This is a genomic window from Halopseudomonas xiamenensis (genome assembly GCF_014219065.1).
Taxonomy (GTDB): Bacteria; Pseudomonadota; Gammaproteobacteria; order Pseudomonadales; family Pseudomonadaceae; genus Halopseudomonas; species Halopseudomonas xiamenensis.
This window is the reverse complement of record NZ_JACLGO010000024.1, coordinates 1-17,759: the sequence shown is the minus strand read 5'-3', so window position 1 is coordinate 17,759 and position 17,759 is coordinate 1. Positions and strand designations below refer to the sequence as shown.

The 17,759-nt window shown below is 60.9% G+C and carries 14 protein-coding genes, 1 other RNA gene and 3 pseudogenes; 7 read left to right on the top strand and 11 right to left on the bottom strand.

From position 1 onward, the window contains the following. Positions 1-67: 67 nt before the first annotated feature. The 4 genes from H6X51_RS14990 to carA are packed head-to-tail and all read right to left on the bottom strand — an operon-like array spanning position 68 to position 5,355. Positions 68-466 carry a DUF4149 domain-containing protein gene (locus tag H6X51_RS14990; RefSeq protein ID WP_185268329.1) on the bottom strand — a complete coding sequence of 133 codons (399 nt, stop codon included), beginning with the start codon at positions 464-466 and terminating at the stop codon, positions 68-70. A 23-nt stretch (positions 467-489) separates the two neighbouring features. Further along, a complete protein-coding gene (gene greA, locus H6X51_RS14985) occupies positions 490-963 on the bottom strand; it encodes a transcription elongation factor GreA (RefSeq protein WP_185268281.1) in 474 nt (157 codons plus the stop codon). Positions 964-967: 4 nt separating this feature from the next. Further along, on the bottom strand, positions 968-4,183 hold the full coding sequence (carB, locus tag H6X51_RS14980) for a carbamoyl-phosphate synthase large subunit (RefSeq protein ID WP_185268280.1): 3,216 nt from the start codon (positions 4,181-4,183) through the stop codon (positions 968-970). 35 nt (positions 4,184-4,218) lie between these two features. Next, positions 4,219-5,355 carry a glutamine-hydrolyzing carbamoyl-phosphate synthase small subunit gene (gene carA, locus H6X51_RS14975; protein WP_185268279.1) on the bottom strand — a complete coding sequence of 379 codons (1,137 nt, stop codon included), beginning with the start codon at positions 5,353-5,355 and terminating at the stop codon, positions 4,219-4,221. Between the two features lie 350 nt (positions 5,356-5,705). Here carA and H6X51_RS14970 point away from each other — a divergent pair, with 350 nt between their 5' ends. Further along, the gene (locus H6X51_RS14970) at positions 5,706-6,470 is read left to right on the top strand and encodes a hypothetical protein (RefSeq protein WP_185268278.1); all 765 of its coding nucleotides are present in this window, start codon (positions 5,706-5,708) and stop codon (positions 6,468-6,470) included. 63 nt (positions 6,471-6,533) lie between these two features. Here the strand turns inward: H6X51_RS14970 and dapB are convergent, their stop codons facing one another. The 4 genes from dapB to grpE form a co-directional block, all read right to left on the bottom strand. Beyond that, positions 6,534-7,340 carry a 4-hydroxy-tetrahydrodipicolinate reductase gene (gene dapB / locus H6X51_RS14965; protein WP_185268277.1) on the bottom strand — a complete coding sequence of 269 codons (807 nt, stop codon included), beginning with the start codon at positions 7,338-7,340 and terminating at the stop codon, positions 6,534-6,536. 11 nt (positions 7,341-7,351) lie between these two features. Further along, positions 7,352-8,488, bottom strand: coding sequence for a molecular chaperone DnaJ (gene dnaJ, locus H6X51_RS14960; protein ID WP_185268276.1), 1,137 nt, complete (start codon positions 8,486-8,488; stop codon positions 7,352-7,354). Positions 8,489-8,607: 119 nt separating this feature from the next. Beyond that, positions 8,608-10,566, bottom strand: a complete 1,959-nt coding sequence (gene dnaK / locus H6X51_RS14955; RefSeq protein WP_268898613.1) for a molecular chaperone DnaK — start codon at positions 10,564-10,566, stop codon at positions 8,608-8,610. 53 nt (positions 10,567-10,619) lie between these two features. Then, a complete protein-coding gene (gene grpE / locus H6X51_RS14950; RefSeq protein WP_185268274.1) occupies positions 10,620-11,201 on the bottom strand; it encodes a nucleotide exchange factor GrpE in 582 nt (193 codons plus the stop codon). 157 nt (positions 11,202-11,358) lie between these two features. On the opposite strand from grpE, the gene recN reads away from it, so the two are divergent. Beyond that, positions 11,359-13,026: a DNA repair protein RecN gene (gene recN, locus H6X51_RS14945; protein WP_185268273.1), complete on the top strand. Its 1,668-nt coding sequence runs from the start codon at positions 11,359-11,361 to the stop codon at positions 13,024-13,026. Positions 13,027-13,148: 122 nt separating this feature from the next. Here recN and fur read toward each other — a convergent pair whose 3' ends face one another. Then, positions 13,149-13,556: a ferric iron uptake transcriptional regulator gene (gene fur / locus H6X51_RS14940; protein ID WP_185268272.1), complete on the bottom strand. Its 408-nt coding sequence runs from the start codon at positions 13,554-13,556 to the stop codon at positions 13,149-13,151. Positions 13,557-13,650: 94 nt separating this feature from the next. On the opposite strand from fur, the pseudogene H6X51_RS14935 reads away from it, so the two are divergent. Further along, positions 13,651-14,023, top strand: a pseudogene (locus H6X51_RS14935) (outer membrane protein assembly factor BamE); the annotation flags it as partial. A 105-nt stretch (positions 14,024-14,128) separates the two neighbouring features. Here the strand turns inward: H6X51_RS14935 and H6X51_RS14930 are convergent. Both H6X51_RS14930 and H6X51_RS14925 read right to left on the bottom strand, forming a co-directional pair. Then, positions 14,129-14,440, bottom strand: coding sequence for an RnfH family protein (locus tag H6X51_RS14930; protein WP_185268270.1), 312 nt, complete (start codon positions 14,438-14,440; stop codon positions 14,129-14,131). After that, the gene (locus H6X51_RS14925; protein ID WP_185268269.1) at positions 14,433-14,867 is read right to left on the bottom strand and encodes a type II toxin-antitoxin system RatA family toxin; all 435 of its coding nucleotides are present in this window, start codon (positions 14,865-14,867) and stop codon (positions 14,433-14,435) included. The genes H6X51_RS14930 and H6X51_RS14925 overlap by 8 nt, the downstream gene beginning before the upstream one ends. A gap of 206 nt (positions 14,868-15,073) precedes the next feature. Here H6X51_RS14925 and smpB point away from each other — a divergent pair, with 206 nt between their 5' ends. From smpB to H6X51_RS14900, 4 genes and pseudogenes are all read left to right on the top strand, one after another. Beyond that, a complete protein-coding gene (smpB, locus tag H6X51_RS14920) occupies positions 15,074-15,556 on the top strand; it encodes an SsrA-binding protein SmpB (protein WP_185268268.1) in 483 nt (160 codons plus the stop codon). An 81-nt stretch (positions 15,557-15,637) separates the two neighbouring features. Beyond that, positions 15,638-15,993, top strand: a transfer-messenger RNA (tmRNA) gene (ssrA, locus tag H6X51_RS14915). Between the two features lie 185 nt (positions 15,994-16,178). After that, positions 16,179-16,670, top strand: a pseudogene (locus H6X51_RS14910) (integrase arm-type DNA-binding domain-containing protein); the annotation flags it as partial. 62 nt (positions 16,671-16,732) lie between these two features. Further along, a pseudogene (locus tag H6X51_RS14900) lies at positions 16,733-17,691 on the top strand (IS3 family transposase); the annotation flags it as partial. Positions 17,692-17,759: the final 68 nt, after the last annotated feature.

The window sequence follows — 17,759 nt, the reverse complement described above, 5'->3', positions numbered from 1 at the left end:
GCATGCCGCTTCAGCAGCCACTCGTGGGAGCGCCGCCTCGGCGCGATAGACCTTCACCACAGCACACTCAGCGCGACACATCCTCATCCGGCCGCGGCTGCAGTATCAGCACCAGGCCGGCAAAGGCCAGCACCAGATAACTGAACAGCTGCCAGTAGACGCCATTGGCCAGCCAGCCCACCGCGAAGAACACCGCCGCCGTCAGCATCACCAGCAGCAATAGCTGACCGCGCAGATCACGCCACACCGCCAGCCCCAGCACCGACCAGGCCACCAGATACTGCAGCAGTGCACACACTGCGGCAAAGCCGACCATCAGCGGCCGCATGAAGCTGGCGATCTCATCGATCAGCAACGGCGCCAGCCCGAACCGCTCCAGCGCCGGCAGCAGGACGAAATGCAACATCCAGAGTCCACCAACCCACAGGGTCTGGGCCAGCTGCCAGGCTACCCGGCCGCTACGCATGGGCGACAGGGCAGCCGTGGTGCTCACAGGTGCTGCACCTCGACCACTTCATACTCGACCACGCCGCCCGGCGTGCGCACCGCCACCACGTCGCCTTCTTCCTTGCCAATCAGCGCCCGGGCAATCGGCGAGGTCACGGAAATCTTGCCTTCTCTGATCTCCGCCTCGTCCTCACCGACGATCTGGTAGCGCACTTCTTCGTCGGTATCGACATTGGCGATGGTGACCGTGGTACCGAAGATCACCTTGCCGGTATAGGGGATGCTCAGCACATCGATCACCTGGGCCGCCGACAGGCGACCCTCGATATCACTGATGCGTGCCTCGACCATGCCCTGCTGCTCACGGGCGGCATGATACTCGGCGTTTTCCTTCAGATCACCCAGCTCGCGCGCCTCGGCGATGGCCTCGGTAATCTGCGGCCGCATCACCGACTTCAGGTGCTTGAGTTCGTCTTCCAGGGCCTGGGCGCCCTGCTTGGTCATGGGATATTTCATGGTCTTACAATCTCTCGTGCAGATCCTGCAGGCGACGTACTGCCCGCTCGGGTCCGAATTTCAACGCCATGCATACCGCCTGGCCGCCGGCCAGCGTGGTGGTGGAGTACACCTTGTGCTGCAGGGCGTTGCGACGAATGGAGTAGGAATCAGCGATCGACTGGCGACCTTCGGTGGTGTTGATCACCAGGCTGATTTCATCATTCTTGATCATATCGACGATGTGCGGACGACCCTCGGTCACCTTGTTCACCCGACGCACCGGCAGGCCAGCGGCCTCGATGATCTTGGCGGTACCCGCCGTGGCCACGATCTCGAAACCCAGCTCGACCAGCTCGCCAGCCATCTCGGCAACGAAGGGCTTGTCGTCTTCGCGCACACTGATGAACACCGTGCCACTGGTCGGCAGCACTTCGCTGGCACCCAGCTGGGACTTGGCGAAGGCTTCGGCAAAGCTGTCGCCGACGCCCATGACCTCGCCGGTGGATTTCATTTCCGGCCCGAGGATGGGGTCGACACCCGGGAACTTGGCGAACGGGAACACCGCTTCCTTGACACTGTAGAAGTTGGGAATCACCTCTTCGGTAAAGCCCAGCTCCTTGAGAGTCTTGCCCGCCATCACCCGTGCGGCGATCTGCGCCAGCGACTGGCCGATGCACTTGGAGACGAAGGGCACGGTACGCGAGGCCCGCGGGTTGACTTCGATGACGTAGATGGTGTCACCCTGCAGCGCCAGCTGCACGTTCATCAGACCGACCACGCCCAGCTCCAGCGCCATGCGCTTGACCTGGTCGCGCATCTGGTCCTGGACCTCGGCGGACAGCGAGTACGGCGGCAGCGAACAGGCCGAGTCACCGGAGTGCACACCCGCCTGCTCGATATGCTGCATGATGGCGCCGATCACCACATCGGTACCATCGGATACCGCGTCCACATCGATCTCGATCGCGCAGTTGAGGAAGTGATCCAGCAGCACCGGGCTGTCGTTGGAGACCTTCACCGCATCGCGCAGATAACGCTTGAGCTCGTCTTCCTGGTAGACGATCTCCATGGCGCGACCACCCAGCACGTAGGACGGGCGTACCACCAGCGGGTAACCGATCTTGGCCGCGGCACTGATCGCCTCGTCTTCGCTACGCACGGTGGCGTTCGGCGGCTGACGCAGCTTCAGGCGCTCGACCATCTGCTGGAAGCGCTCACGGTCCTCGGCCCGGTCGATGGCCTCGGGGCTGGTACCGATGATCGGCACGCCGGCCTCTTCCAGGGCCCGCGCCAGTTTCAGCGGGGTCTGGCCACCGTACTGCACGATCACGCCCTTGGGCTGTTCGACGCGGACGATTTCCAGCACGTCCTCCAGGGTCACCGGCTCGAAATACAGGCGATCGGAGGTGTCATAGTCGGTGGATACGGTTTCCGGGTTGCAGTTGACCATGATGGTTTCGTAACCATCCTCGCGCATGGCCAGTGCCGCGTGCACGCAGCAGTAGTCGAACTCGATACCCTGGCCGATACGGTTCGGCCCGCCGCCCAGCACCATGATCTTGTCACGGTTCGAGGGATTGGCCTCGCATTCTTCCTCATAGGTGGAGTACATGTAGGCGGTATCGGTGGCGAACTCGGCGGCGCAGGTATCGACGCGCTTGTAGGTCGGGAACACACCCAGCTTCTGCCGCTGCGAGCGCAGGTTCTTCTCGCTCACACCCAGCAGTTGTGCAAGGCGGGTATCGGAGAAGCCCTTGCGTTTGAGGCGGAACATCAGATCGCGGTCAACTTCGGCCAGGCCCATTTCGCTGACACGCTTTTCGTCCTTGATCAGATCCTCGATCTGCACCAGGAACCAGGGGTCGATCTTGGTCAGCTCGAAGATGCGCTCGACACTCATGCCGGCACGGAAGGCATCACCGATATACCAGATACGCTCGGCGCCCGGCACGGTCAGTTCACGAGTCAGCGTGGTGGTGGCGTCGGCAGCGCTCAGGTCCAGTTGCGGATCGAAGCCGCAGGAGCCGACTTCCAGCCCGCGCAGGGCTTTCTGCATGGATTCCTGGAAGGTACGACCGATGGCCATGACCTCGCCCACCGACTTCATCTGCGTGGTCAGGCGCGCATCGGCATTGGGGAACTTCTCGAAGGCGAAACGCGGCACCTTGGTGACCACGTAGTCGATCGACGGCTCGAAGGAGGCCGGGGTACGCCCACCGGTAATATCGTTCGACAGCTCATCAAGGGTGTAGCCCACCGCCAGCTTGGCGGCGATCTTGGCGATAGGGAAGCCGGTGGCCTTGGAGGCCAGTGCAGACGAGCGCGACACCCGCGGGTTCATCTCGATCACCACCATACGGCCATCGACCGGGTTGATGCCGAACTGCACGTTGGAACCACCGGTCTCGACACCGATCTCACGCAGCACCGCCAGCGAGGCGTTGCGCATGATCTGGTATTCCTTGTCGGTCAGGGTCTGGGCCGGGGCGACGGTGATGGAGTCACCGGTGTGCACACCCATAGGGTCGAAGTTCTCGATCGAACAGACGATGATGCAGTTGTCCTTTTTGTCGCGGACAACTTCCATCTCGTATTCCTTCCAACCGATCAGCGACTCGTCGATCAGCAGTTCGTTGGTCGGCGACAGGTCCAGACCGCGGGTGCAGATTTCCTCGAATTCTTCACGGTTGTAGGCGATACCGCCACCGGTGCCGCCCATGGTGAAGGACGGGCGGATGATGCAGGGGAAGCCGACCTTGTCGAGCACGCCGTAGGCTTCATCCATATTGTGGGCGATACCGGAGCGTGGGCACTCCAGGCCGATGGCACGCATGGCCTTGTCGAAGCGCGAACGATCCTCGGCCTTGTCGATGGTATCGGCGTTGGCACCGATCATCTCAACGCCGAATTTTTCCAGAACGCCGTGCTTTTCCAGGTCCAGCGCGCAGTTCAGCGCGGTCTGGCCACCCATGGTCGGCAACAGCGCATCAGGGCGCTCCTTCTCGATGATCCGCGCCACGGTCTGCCACTTGATCGGCTCGATGTAGGTAGCGTCGGCCATCGCCGGATCGGTCATGATGGTGGCCGGGTTGGAGTTCACCAGAATGACGCGGAAGCCTTCCTCGCGCAGCGCCTTGCAGGCCTGGGCGCCAGAGTAGTCGAACTCACAGGCCTGGCCGATGACGATGGGGCCGGCGCCGAGGATCAGGATACTTTTGATATCAGTACGTTTTGGCATAGTGTGCAATTAATCCTTGGGGATAGACCGGCGACTCAGGCGCTCTTTTTCATGGCGGCGATGAAACGCTCGAACAGCGGCGCCACGTCACCCGGACCGGGGCTCGCCTCGGGGTGGCCCTGGAAGCTGAAGGCCACCTTGTCGGTGCGCTCGATGCCCTGCAGGGTGCCGTCGAACAGCGATTTGTAGGTGGCGCGGACATTGGCCGGCAGACTGGCCTCGTCCACCGCGAAACCGTGGTTCTGGCTGGTGATCATCACCACACCGCTGTCCAGGTCCTGTACCGGGTGGTTGGCACCATGGTGCCCACTGGCCATCTTCATGGTACGGGCGCCGGAAGCCAGCGCCAGCAACTGGTGACCCAGGCAGATGCCGAGAATCGGCGTATCGGCCTCCAGCAGCTCCTGGATCGCCTTGATAGCGTAGTCGCAGGGCTCAGGGTCACCGGGACCGTTGGCCAGCAACACGCCGTCGGGGTTCAGCGCCAGCACCTCGGCCGCAGTGGTCTGCGCCGGCACCACGGTCAGCCGGCAGCCGCGGCCGACCAGCATGCGCAGGATGTTATACTTGACGCCGAAATCGTAGACCACTACATGGTAGGGCAGCTCGGCCGCATCGAATTCCGGGTGGCTGTCGGTAGCCAGATCCCAGGGGCCGGAGCGCCACTCATAAGCCTGCTTGACGCTGACTTCCTTCGCCAGGTCCATGCCTTTCAGGCCGGGGAAGCTGCGCGCCAGTTCCAGGGCCTTCTCTTCGCTGGCATCCTCGCCCGCCATGATGCAGCCATTCTGGGCACCCTTCTCGCGCAGGATACGGGTCAGGCGGCGGGTATCGACGCCAGCGATGGCAACAGTGCCATTCTCCTTAAGGTAGTCCGGCAGCGATTGCTTGTTGCGCCAGTTACTGGCGACCAGCGGCAGGTCACGAATGACCAGGCCCGCAGCCCAGACCTTCCAGGACTCGGCATCTTCCGGGGTAGTACCGGTATTGCCGATGTGCGGATAGGTCAGCGTGACGATCTGGCGCGCGTAGGACGGATCGGTGAGGATCTCCTGATAACCGGTCATGGCCGTATTGAAGACGACCTCGCCGACGCTATGACCGTCGGCGCCGATGGCCTCACCGCGGAAGATACTGCCGTCGGCTAGGGCGAGAATGGCGGGCTTGGACAAGAAAACCTCCGAAAGACTGACACGTTTTTGCCAAACGCGGGCTGCACAAAAGCGGGAATGATGTGTTCTCCACTTCACCCCACTGCAAAGGCATTGTCAGATACGCGCTGAGATAGACAGATTAGCCCGGCATTTTACCGGTTTGATCAGTAAATATCCACACCGACTATCCAGCGCTCTGCCGGCTGGCAAGACGCTTCCGCATTCTGTTTCATAATCGCCACGAACATGCTAAAACTGCATGCGGATCAGATTTCCCGGCCTGCAGAGCACGGGAACATTCTGCCGACCGGGTCCGCATTGCGTCCTGGCCGGATCAGGATTTACAACAAAAACAGGGACTCCGAACAATGAAAAACCATCTGAAGTACCTTCTGCTCCTGTTGTTTCTCGTTTTCGCCGGGCAGGCTCATGCCAGTGTGCAGCAGGCGCAGAACCTGCACGAACTGCGCAGCGAGGGTTATCGCGCCGCCACCTTCCTGCTGATCGACAACAACCTCTATGAGCGCGTTCGCGAGCCGGGCAACCGTGAAGCCTACAATGCGGCACTGGCAAACATGGAAAAACTGCTGCGCCTGCTGGACAACCCCAGCGAGCTGCGCGTGCCCTACAACGAATTCATCGGCCTGATTCGTGAACTGGAGAACCAGACCCAGGAAGAGGCGCACTACCACCTGGCCACGGTCAACCGCATCATGATGGCCCACGCCAGTCTGGACAAGGCCGCCGCCGCCCAGTATTCGGCACTGGCAGGCGAGATCGGCGAGAACCTGCATGCCCTGCACCAGCAGAGCCTGGAAACCAGCCAGATCCTGCTGCTGTACCAGAACAGCATGTTCAGCTCCATCGGCGTGTACTTCATCGAGACCGGCGAAAGCGTATTCCAGACCATGGACGCCAGCATCACCCAGCGCTCGGCTGCGCTGAAATCCCTGCTGCCGGAGCTGTCACCCGCGCTCGACGACCTGGACAAGCAGTACAGCTTCATCCAGCCACGCCTGCTCAATCATCGTTCGGACTGGGTGCCGACCATCGCCGCCTTCTATCTGCTGCGTAATACCGAGACGCTGAACGACATGGCCCGCGAGCAGGTGCGGCAGAGCAAGACCAGCTGACCAGCAGATAATAGAAAGCCCGGCTCAGGTCTCCCTGGCCGGGCTTCATTCCTTCTCGCCGCGTCAGTCGCGCAGCGACAGCACATCCTGCATGTCGTACAGGCCGTTGCTACGGCCCGCCAGCCAGATCGCCGAACGCACCGCGCCCTTGGCGAAGGTCATGCGACTGGACGCCTTGTGGGTGATCTCGACCCGCTCACCCTCGGTGGCGAACAGTACGGTGTGGTCCCCCACCACGTCACCGGCACGCACAGTGGCAAAGCCAATGGTGTTGCGATCCCTGGCACCGGTCTGGCCCTCGCGACCATACACCGCGACTTCCTGCAGATTACGACCCAGCGCATCAGCGACGACCTCACCCATGCGCAACGCGGTGCCTGACGGCGCATCCACCTTGTGCCTGTGATGAGCCTCGATGATTTCGATATCCGCCTCGTCGCCCATGACCCGGGCGGCCATATCCAGCAGCTTGAGGGTCAGGTTGACACCAACGCTGAAGTTCGGCGCGAATACCACAGGCACATCCTGCGCCGCATGGGCAATCAACTGCTTCTCGTCTTCGGAGAAGCCGGTGGTGCCGATCACCATCGCCTTGCCCGCCGCACGACAGGCCTCGAGGTTGACCAGGGTGCTGGTGGGATGGGTGAAATCGATCAGCACATCGAACTGATCCAGCACTGCATCCAGCTCACCGACGATGTTCACACCGAGCTTGCCGACGCCGGCCAGCTCACCGGCATCGGCACCGATCAAGGTGCTTTCCGGGCGCTCGATCGCCGCCGTCAGGCTGGCACCTTCCGCCTGCCCGATGGCCTCGATCAGAGTCTTGCCCATGCGTCCGGCTGCGCCGATTACCGCTATTCTTCTCATGTTTGCCCCGGTCAGAACTTCATGTCTTCAAAAAAATTCTTCACACCTTCGAACCAGCTCTTGGCCCGCGGCGACTGGTTACTGCCTTCGGCCTGCAGCGTGTCACGCAGCTCGCCCAGCAGCTCACGTTGGCGCTTGGTCAGGTTCACCGGCGTCTCGACCACTACCCGGCACAACAGGTCACCAGCAGAACCTCCACGCACCGGCACCACGCCCTTGCCGCGCAGGCGGAACAGCTTGCCGGTCTGGGTGCCGTCGGGGATCTTCAGCTTGACCCGGCCATCCAGGGTCGGCACTTCCAACTCACCACCGAGCGCCGCATCGGCAAAGCTGATCGGCACTTCGCAGTACAGGTTCTTGCCGTCACGCTGGAAGATCTTGTGCTCGCGCACCGACACCACCACGTACAGGTCACCGGATGGCCCACCATTGACGCCCGCCTCACCCTCGCCAGCCAGACGAATGCGATCGCCGGTGTCCACGCCCGCCGGCACCTTGACCGACAGCGTCTTGTGCTCCTCGACCCGGCCCTGACCATGGCAGTCCTTGCACGGATCGGTGATCATCTGCCCGGTGCCATGGCAACGGGGGCAGGTCTGCTGTACCGAGAAGAAACCCTGCTGCATGCGTACCTGGCCATGACCACCACAGGTGGTACAGGTCACCGGACTGGTACCCTTCTTGGCGCCGCTGCCATCGCAGGTCTTGCAACTGACCAGGGTCGGTACCCGGATAGTGACCGAGGTGCCGCGCACCGCCTCTTCCAGGTCCAGCTCCAGGGTATAGCGCAGGTCACTGCCGCGCTGCACGCTGGAACGGCCACGGCCACCACCGCCGCCACCGAAGATGTCGCCGAACACATCACCGAAGATATCGGAGAAATTGCCACCGCCGAACCCACCGCCGCCGGCACCCATGTTCGGATCGACACCGGCATGACCGTACTGGTCGTAGGCTGCCCGCTTGCTGGCATCGGTCAGGATCTCGTAGGCCTCGTTGGCCTCCTTGAATTTCTCCTCCGCTTCCTTGTCATCCGGATTGCGATCCGGGTGGTACTTCATTGCCAGCCGGCGATAGGCCTTTTTCAGCTCGGCTTCACTAGCGCCGCGCTCCACGCCCAGCACTTCATAATAGTCACGCTTGGCCATATATCCTGTTTCCTTTAGAAAGCCCTACGGCACAAACGGCAACGCGGGAATAGCTCCCGCGTTGCCTTGCCGCGTTGTGCACCGGACCATGGCCAGGGCCTGGTCCGGTCACGCAAGGACTACTTGTTGTTGTCCTTGACCTCTTCGAACTCGGCATCCACTACATCGTCCGCGTCGGCCTGGCTGTCACCGGCATTGGCCTGGGCATCACCCTGGGCGGCCTGCTCCTCGTACATCTTCTGCACCACTGGTGCGGAGACTTCGGACAGGACATTGATCTTCGCTTCGATCTCCGCCTTGTCATCACCCTTGACCGCCTCTTCCAGGTCAGTCAGCGCTTTCTCGATAGCCGCTTTCTGCTCATCGGTGGCCTTGTCGCCGACCTCGGCAAGGGTCTTGCGTGTCGCATGCACCAGTTGATCGCCCTGGTTGCGCGCAGTGACCAGCTCCTCGAACTTGCGATCCTCCTCGGCATTGGCCTCGGCGTCGCGCACCATCTGCTCGATCTCTTCATCGGACAGACCGGAGTTGGCCTTGATCACGATGGACTGCTGCTTGCCGGTCGCCTTGTCCTTGGCGGACACGTTGAGGATACCGTTGGCATCGATGTCGAAGCTGACTTCGATCTGCGGCACGCCACGCTGCGCCGGCGGAATATCGGCCAGGTCGAAGCGGCCCAGCGACTTGTTCTGCGACGCCTGCTTGCGCTCACCCTGCAGCACGTGAATGGTCACGGCGGTCTGGTTGTCGTCAGCAGTGGAGAACACCTGCGACTTCTTGGTCGGGATGGTGGTGTTCTTCTCGATCAGCGTGGTCATCACGCCGCCCATGGTTTCGATACCCAGCGACAGCGGCGATACGTCCAGCAGCAATACGTCCTTGACGTCACCAGCCAGTACCGCACCCTGGATCGCGGCACCCACGGCAACCGCTTCATCGGGGTTGACGTCCTTGCGCGGCTCCTTGCCGAAGAACTCGGCAACGGTCTTCTGCACCAAAGGCATACGGGTCTGGCCACCGACCAGGATCACTTCGTTGATCTCGGACACGTCCAGCCCGGCATCCTGCATGGCGATACGGCACGGCTCGATGCTGCGCTTGACCAGATCCTCGACCAATGACTCCAGCTTGGCGCGGGTGACCTTGACCTGCAGGTGCTTGGGTCCGGTGGCGTCAGCGGTGATGTACGGCAGGTTGACATCGGTCTGCTGACTGGAAGACAGCTCGATCTTGGCCTTCTCTGCCGCCTCTTTCAGGCGCTGCAGAGCCAGCGGATCGTTGTGCAGATCAACGCCGTTTTCCTTCTTGAACTCGTCGGCCAGGTAGTCGATCAGGCGCATGTCGAAGTCTTCGCCACCGAGGAAGGTGTCACCGTTGGTCGCCAGTACCTCGAACTGGTGCTCGCCATCGACTTCGGCAATCTCGATGACCGACACGTCGAAGGTACCACCACCCAGGTCATACACCACCACGGTGGAGTCGCCACGGGCCTTGTCCATGCCGTAGGCCAGCGCCGCGGCGGTCGGCTCGTTGATGATCCGCTTGACGTCCAGACCGGCGATGCGACCGGCGTCCTTGGTGGCCTGACGCTGACTGTCGTTGAAGTAGGCCGGCACCGTGATCACCGCCTCGGTGACGGTCTCGCCCAGGTAGTCCTCGGCGGTCTTCTTCATTTTCTTCAGCACTTCGGCGGAAATCTGCGGCGGCGCCATCTTCTCGCCCTTGGCTTCGACCCAGGCATCGCCGTTGTCGGCCTTGACGATCTTGTAGGGCACCAGCTTGATGTCCTTCTGTACCACGTCCTCATCGAACCGACGGCCGATCAGACGCTTGACCGCGTTCAGGGTGTTCTGCGGGTTGGTGACCGATTGACGCTTGGCGGACTGGCCGACCAGGGTCTCACCATCGTTGGTATAGGCAACGATGGAAGGCGTGGTGCGACCGCCCTCGGCGTTCTCGATCACCTTGGCTACGCCATTTTCCATGACAGCGACGCAGGAGTTGGTGGTCCCCAGGTCGATACCGATAATCTTACCCATGTGTTGTCTCTCCGAATATGCTGGCCGCGCATTGCTCAGCGGCGCTGTACGATCTGTGTATGAGCCCTAGATGGGGCCGGGAAAAATCAATTTCAAGCCTGTTCGTTAATCGAGCCGCCCGACTGTCCGGCACCGGCCTTGCTGACGACCACCATGGCCGGACGCAGCAGGCGCTCGTTGATGGTGTAGCCCTTCTGGAACACCTTGATCACGGTATTGGGCTCGACATTGTCGCGCTCCTCCATGGTCATCGCCTGGTGCAGATCCGGGTTGAAGGGCTCACCGTGCGGGTCGACCGCAACCACGTGATAGCGCTCCAGGGTGTCAGCGAACAGTTTCAGAGTCAGCTCCATGCCGTCACGCATCGGCTTGAGCGCCGGGTCGTCATCGCTGGACAGTTCCAGGCCACGCTCCAGACTGTCAACCACGGCCAGCAGGTCGTTGGCAAAGCGCTCCAGAGCGAACTTGTGGGCCTTGGTCACTTCCTGCTCGGCGCGGCGCCGCGCGTTCTGCACATCGGCTGCGGCACGCAGGGCCTGATCCTGGGCGGCGGCCAGTTGCTCTTCCAGACCAGCGATGCGGGCCAGCAGATCCTCGTCCTGCGCAGCAGCGCCCTGCTCCTGCTCGACGATGGCTTCCTCGTCCTGCAACTCCTGCCTCTGTTCGTCCACCATGTATATCTCCTGTCTGACAATATGAAGGCGATGCGGCCCGCGGGGCCGAACTCATGGCTCCTATATGGGGGCCGCAATCCGCTGTTCAAGGGGCTTGAACAACAAAGCACCACTACTGTATAAATAACCAGAACAACAATTCTCGAGGAACGACTCCATGCTGCTGCACCTGGCGGTGAACAACTACGCGATCGTCGACCATCTCGAGCTGGAACTGGACCGGGGCATGAGCGTCATCACCGGCGAAACTGGTGCCGGCAAATCCATCATGCTCGATGCCCTGTCACTGACCCTCGGCGACCGGGCCGACAGCGGCGCAGTGCGCCCCGGCGCCGACAAGGCCGACATCCTCGCCACCTTCGACATCAGCGACATACCCGAAGCCGTGCAGTGGCTGGAGCAGCGCGACCTGGCCAGCGCCGAGCCGCAGGTGATCCTGCGCCGGGTGGTCACCGCCGAGGGCCGCTCGCGCGCCTATATCAATGGCAGCCCCTGCCCGCAGCAGGACCTCAAGGCCCTGGGCGAAATGTTGATCGATATCCACAGCCAGCATGAACACCAGTCACTGCTGAAAACCGATACCCATCGCCGGCTGGTGGACGAGTACGCCGGCGCCAGCGACCTGGCCCGCCAGGTGCAACTGGCCGCCCAGCGCTGCCGGCAGACCGAGCTGGCCTTGAAGCAGGCCAGTGATACCAGCGAAGAGCAGAACGCCCGCGTGCAGCTGCTCAGCTACCAGCTGGAGGAACTCGACAACCTGAGCCTGCAGGAGGGCGAGCTGGAGCAACTGGAAAGCGACCAGCGCCAGTTGGCCAACGCCGAGCTGATCATGCAGTCCTGCCAGCAGATCATCAATATGTGTAGCGAGAGTGACAGCGGCAGCGTACTGCAGGCGCTGACCTCCAGCCTCAGCCGCCTCGGCAGCCTGCGCGAACACAGCCGCAGCCTGGATGAAGCCCATGACCTGCTGGCCGGTGCGCAGATCCAGGTCGAGGAAGCCGTCGGTGAATTGACCCGCTATCTCGATCATTTCGAAGCCGACCCACAGCGCCAGCAGCAGGTCGAGGAGCGCCTGGGCGTGATCCATGACCTGGCGCGCAAGCACCGGGTCAACCCCGAGGAATTGCTCAGCCTGCAACAGCAACTGATAGACGAACTGGAAGGCATCCAGCAGCACGGCGCCGACAAGGAGCGCCTGGCTGAAGAGTTGCAAGCCTACCGCGAACATTATCAGACATTGGCAACCAAACTTTCCGACAAGCGGCGCAAGGCCGCGCAGCGACTGGCCAAGGCCGTCACCGGCGAAATCCAGCAGTTGGGCATGCCCGGCGGGCAGGTACAGGTGCAGCTGCACCCGCTGCGGGCAGAGCAATATCCGTTGCAGGGCCTGGAGAATATCGAATTCCTGGTCAGCGCCAACCCCGGCCAACCGGTCAAACCTCTGGCCAAGGTCGCCTCGGGCGGCGAACTGTCACGTATCAGCCTGGGCATACAGGTGATCACCGCCCAGACCTCGCGGGTCCCGACCCTGGTGTTCGATGAGGTGGATGTGGGCATCGGCGGGCCGACTGCCGAGATCGTCGGCAAGCTGCTGCGCCAACTGGGAGAGCGTGGCCAGGTGCTCACCGTCACCCACCTGCCGCAGGTCGCTGCACAGGGACATCAGCATCTGTTCGTACGCAAGGAGCAGCAACGCGACTCGACCCGAACCTGTATCGACAGGCTGGATCAGGAAGGCCGGGTCAAGGAAGTGGCACGCATGCTCGGCGGCGTGGACCTGACCGAAGAATCCCTGGCCCACGCTCGCAGACAGCTGGCCAGATAGCAAGGCTGGCGAGATAGGCGTATCGGGGTGTAGCGCACCCGCGCTACGCCCCGGAGTTATTCAGCGCGGCCCGATGACCCTGGGCCGGGGCGGCAGTCCCTCGCCCACCCGAGCACCTTGAATCAGCTGCCCTTTTTCTTCACATAGAGCACCAGGTTGTGGTCGACCATCTCGTAGCCATGCTCCTTGACCACTTCCTGCTGGCGGCGCTCGATTTCCGCATCGAAGAACTCGATTACCTCACCGGTATCGACGCATACCATGTGGTCGTGATGTTCACCGTCAGCCAATTCGAAGACAGCATGACCGCCGTCGAAGTTGTGACGCACCACCAGACCAGCAGCTTCGAATTGGGTCAGGACCCGATAAACGGTAGCCAACCCAACATCCTCGCCAGCCTCCATCAGCGACTTGTATACGTCCTCCGCACTCATGTGGCGGTCTTCGGTATTGTCCAGCATCTGCAGGATCTTGACGCGCGGCAGGGTAACCTTGAGCCCTGCTTTACGCAGTTCTTGATTTTCAACCATGGTCTGTTTCTCTCTCAACGCTTCGCAGCACCGGATCAGTCGGGTATGATTCAGGGCCATTCAGCAAACTCTCGATAGTGGATGTTACCACGCGATGCCAAATAGTCTGAACCGTGTCCTTTGTATCCTAGTATTATGTGCCGCCGGCGCCAGTCTTTCCGGTTGCGGCTTTCCCGGTGTATACAAGATCGATGTCCAGCAGGGCAATGTCGTCACCCAGGAAATGATCGACCAGTTGCGCCCCGGCATGACCACCCGCCAGGTGCGCTTCATCATGGGCACGCCCCTGATCCAGGATACCTTCGAACCCAATCGCTGGGATTACCTGTACAGCATGAAGGCCGGGCACAACCCGCGCGAGCAGGAACGCATCAGCCTGGTATTCGAGGACGACCGCCTGGTCGGCCTGGCCGGCGACTTCACCCCCGGCACCAGCCGCGACGAGGCGATCATGGGTGGCGCAAGCGAGCAGGAGCCGGCAGCCAGCAGCTACCCGGTCGACCTGGGCGCACCACTCGGCACCGGCGAAGAGTAAGCGGCAGAGGCGGAGCCCACTCCGCCATCCATCGACATCACCCTTGCCCGGCTTCCCCCCGGGCCTTGGCGGCGCGCTGCTTGCGTATCTCCTTGGGGTCGGCGATCAGCGGTCGATAGATTTCCACCCGCTCGCCCTCCTGCAATACCCGCTCCGCCGGCCTGGCTTCCGCCTTGCCGAAGATACCCATGGCGCTATTGTCGATATCCAGCTCGGGGAAGTGCTCGACGATGCGCGACAGGCGCACCGCCTCGAGCATGCTGGTGCCGGCCGGCACGGCGAGGCGGATGATGCGCTGCCGGTCCGGCAGGGCATAGGCCACCTCCACGCTGATACCCTCCTCAACCACCGTACAGCTCGTGAGCACGTTTGGAGAATGCCTCCACCATGGTATTGGCGGCGTGGTTGAACAGCGGTCCCAGGGTCGCCCGCACCAGGGTACCCGAGTAATTGAACTTGAGATCCAGGGTGATCTTGCAGGCCTGCTCGCTCAGCGCCTGAAATTCCCAGACCCCATGCAGCTCGCTGAAAGGGCCATTTTCCAGGTGCATGTCGATGCGTTTGCCAGGTACCAGCTCATTGCGAGTGGTGAAATTCTGATGCAGACCCGCCTTGCCCACGGTCAGGCGGGCGCGCATCAATTCGTCAGTCTCGCTGATGATTTCCGCCTTGGTGCACCAGGGCAGGAATTCGGGGTAATGCTCGACCCGATTGACCAGGTCGAACAGACGCTCCGCCGGAAAAGGCAGCAGAGCCGAACGCTTGATATGCGTCATAGAGTATTCACTTGAACAGTTCGGTTATCAAAATCGTCTCAATCCTGCGGACGCGACATAGCCTACCAGCGAACAGGCCAACCGGAACAGGCGCAATTCTCCGCAGCCAGCTTCGCCAGCCGGCGGCAGTCACTATCATGATAGTCGCTGCCAGCCCGCGATCAGAGATAGCCGAACACAGCGCCAACCCCTATAATACGCCGCCTATGAGCAAGCAAAAGAAACCCCAGGCCAACAGCGGCACCATCGCGCTGAACAAACGCGCCAAGCATGAATACTTCATCGAGGATCGCTTCGAGGCCGGCATCGCCCTGGCCGGTTGGGAAGTGAAAAGCCTGCGCGCCGGCAAAGCCCAGCTGGTCGACAGCTACATCCTGCTGAAAAATGGCGAGGCGTTCCTGCTCGGCGCCCATATCACCCCGCTGAAGACCGCCAGCACCCACGTGATCGCCGACCCCACCCGTACGCGCAAATTGCTGTTGCACGCCCGGGAACTGGACAAGCTGATCACCGGCGTGGAACAGAAAGGCTACAGCTGCGTCCCCATAGCGCTGTACTGGAAGAAGCACCTGGTCAAGTGCGAGATCGCACTGGTCAAGGGCAAGAAGGACTACGACAAGCGCGAAACCGAGAAGAATCGCGACTGGGACAGGGAAAAGCAACGCCTGGTGCGCGAAGCCAACCGCTGACCACCTCCCGGACCAGCGCAGCTATACGCCGGGGAACCTTTAGCGTAGAATGGCGTCTGACTCACCAAGCACCACGGTTTTGGGGCCGATTAGGACTCGACGACGGTTACAAAGCTTGAGGGGCATGCCGAGTTGGTAACAGAACTCGTAAATCCACTGTTGCAAACTAATAGTTGCCAACGACGACAACTACGCCCTAGCCGCTTAAGTCGGCTAGCAGCCTCTAGGGGATGCCTGTAAACCCGAAGATCTGGCTGTCATATAGAACAGGATCGCCGCCAAGTTCGCTGTAGACGTAACGGCTAAAACTCATACAGCTCGCTCCAAGCGCCCTGCCACTCGGGCCGCGAGGAGTTAACTAAATAGAGATGGCTACGCATGTAGAACCGATAGTGGCGGACTGGCGGACGGGGGTTCAAATCCCCCCGGCTCCACCAAATATACATCTAAAGACGTCTCCGGACGTCTTTTTTTGTGCCTGAAATCCAGTAAATACGGGGCTTTCAGGTCTATTGTTGTCCATGGACGTCCATCTGCAGCCACGACTTTTGGTATACCAAATGGTATTCCAAGGGTTGATCTGGTATTTTTTGGAATACCAAGACCAGCTGTGGAATACCAAATGCGTGCCCAAGCGATTCGCCTGACAGAAGCCAAGATCAAAAACGCCAAAGCCCAAGAGAAGGACTATGTAATGGGCGATGGCGATGGCCTTCAAATGCGAATACGAATCAATGGATCAAAGCTGTGGAACTTTAACTACTACCACCCAGTGACCAAGCAACGCCTCAATATGGGCCTGGGCGCCTATCCCGAGATATCGCTCTCTCAAGCTAGAAAGATGACGATAGAAGCCAGAGAGCTGATCGCAAAAGGGATCGACCCGAAGGAACAACGCGATCAGGTACGCCAGGAGCAAAAAGCAGCCGTCGAGCACACCTTGGAGAAGGTTGCCGAGGCTTGGTTTGACCTGAAGAAAGAGAACGTCACCGTAGCCTACGCCGAAGATATCTGGCGCTCCCTGAATCTGCATGTCTTCCCGGATCTTGGCCAAACCCCTATCTCCAAGATCACCGCTCCCAAGGTAATTGACCTGCTACGCCCCTTAGAGACTGTAGTGGTCTAATGAAACCGGACACCAACTAGGCGACAATGTTCGCCACGGAGAGGTGTTCGATGACTAGAAAGCGACGTACGTTTACCCCTGAGTTCAAACAGGAAGCAGCCAGCTTGGTGCTGGACCAAGGCTACAGCATTACCCAGGCCAGCACATCGCTGGGCGTGGTTGAAAGCGTCCTGCGCAAGTGGGTGAAACAGCTGGCCGAGGAGCGCCAGGGTGTCACCCCCAAAGGCAAAGCCATGACGCCAGAGCAGCGGCGCATTCAGGAATTGGAAGAGCGTTGCCGGCGGCTGGAAATGGAGAAATCCATCCTAAAGAAGGCTACCGCTCTCTTGATGTCGGACGATTGGAAACGTACACGCTGATTGACCAGTTGAGAGAGCAGGCCCCGGTTGACATGGTGTGCGCAGCCTTTGATATCAATCGTTCCTGTTATTACGAATACCGCCAGAGGGTACAGCGTGTGGATGCTGAACGGGTAGCCCTGAGGGCCCAGGTTAACGAGCTGTTCAACAAAAGCCGCAGCTCCGCAGGTAGCCGTACCATACAGGGTCTACTGAACGACCAGGGAGTCGGCATCGGTCGCTTCAAGGTGCGACGGCTGATGAGCGAGCTGGGCTTGGTCTGCAAACAACCGGGGCCTCACGCGTACAAACGAGCAACAGTGGAGCGGCTGGATATCCCTAACCGACTGGATCGGGAGTTTGATGTGGCACAGCCTGATCAGGTTTGGTGTGGTGATATCACTTACATCTGGACGGGGCAGCGCTGGAGCTATCTGGCGGTAGTAATGGATCTATATGCCCGTCGGGTGGTCGGTTGGGCTATGTCTGATACCGCCGATGCAGATCTGGTTGTTCAGGCTCTGGATCATGCTTGGGAACAGCGTGGGCGCCCTCATGGGGTTATGTTCCATTCTGACCAAGGGTCGCAGTATGCGAGTCGCAAGTTCCGGCAAAGGCTCTGGCGTTACCGCCTGGTGCAAAGCATGAGCCGTCGTGGCAACTGCTGGGACACTCAATCTACTATGCTCTCGAACGTCAGCCCAATCTGACCCGTGCTGGGATTGGCTTGCTGGATTGC

Bases quoted from the DNA above. Each gene is read 5' to 3' on its own strand.
- H6X51_RS14990 (WP_185268329.1), bottom strand. From the start codon at position 466: ATGCGTAGCGGCCGGGTAGCCTGGCAGCTGGCCCAGACCCTGTGGGTT.
- greA (WP_185268281.1), bottom strand. From the start codon at position 963: ATGAAATATCCCATGACCAAGCAGGGCGCCCAGGCCCTGGAAGACGAA.
- carB (WP_185268280.1), bottom strand. From the start codon at position 4,183: ATGCCAAAACGTACTGATATCAAAAGTATCCTGATCCTCGGCGCCGGC.
- H6X51_RS14970 (WP_185268278.1), top strand. From the start codon at position 5,706: ATGAAAAACCATCTGAAGTACCTTCTGCTCCTGTTGTTTCTCGTTTTC.
- dapB (WP_185268277.1), bottom strand. From the start codon at position 7,340: ATGAGAAGAATAGCGGTAATCGGCGCAGCCGGACGCATGGGCAAGACT.
- dnaJ (WP_185268276.1), bottom strand. From the start codon at position 8,488: ATGGCCAAGCGTGACTATTATGAAGTGCTGGGCGTGGAGCGCGGCGCT.
- grpE (WP_185268274.1), bottom strand. From the start codon at position 11,201: ATGGTGGACGAACAGAGGCAGGAGTTGCAGGACGAGGAAGCCATCGTC.
- recN (WP_185268273.1), top strand. From the start codon at position 11,359: ATGCTGCTGCACCTGGCGGTGAACAACTACGCGATCGTCGACCATCTC.
- fur (WP_185268272.1), bottom strand. From the start codon at position 13,556: ATGGTTGAAAATCAAGAACTGCGTAAAGCAGGGCTCAAGGTTACCCTG.
- H6X51_RS14925 (WP_185268269.1), bottom strand. From the start codon at position 14,867: ATGACGCATATCAAGCGTTCGGCTCTGCTGCCTTTTCCGGCGGAGCGT.
- smpB (WP_185268268.1), top strand. From the start codon at position 15,074: ATGAGCAAGCAAAAGAAACCCCAGGCCAACAGCGGCACCATCGCGCTG.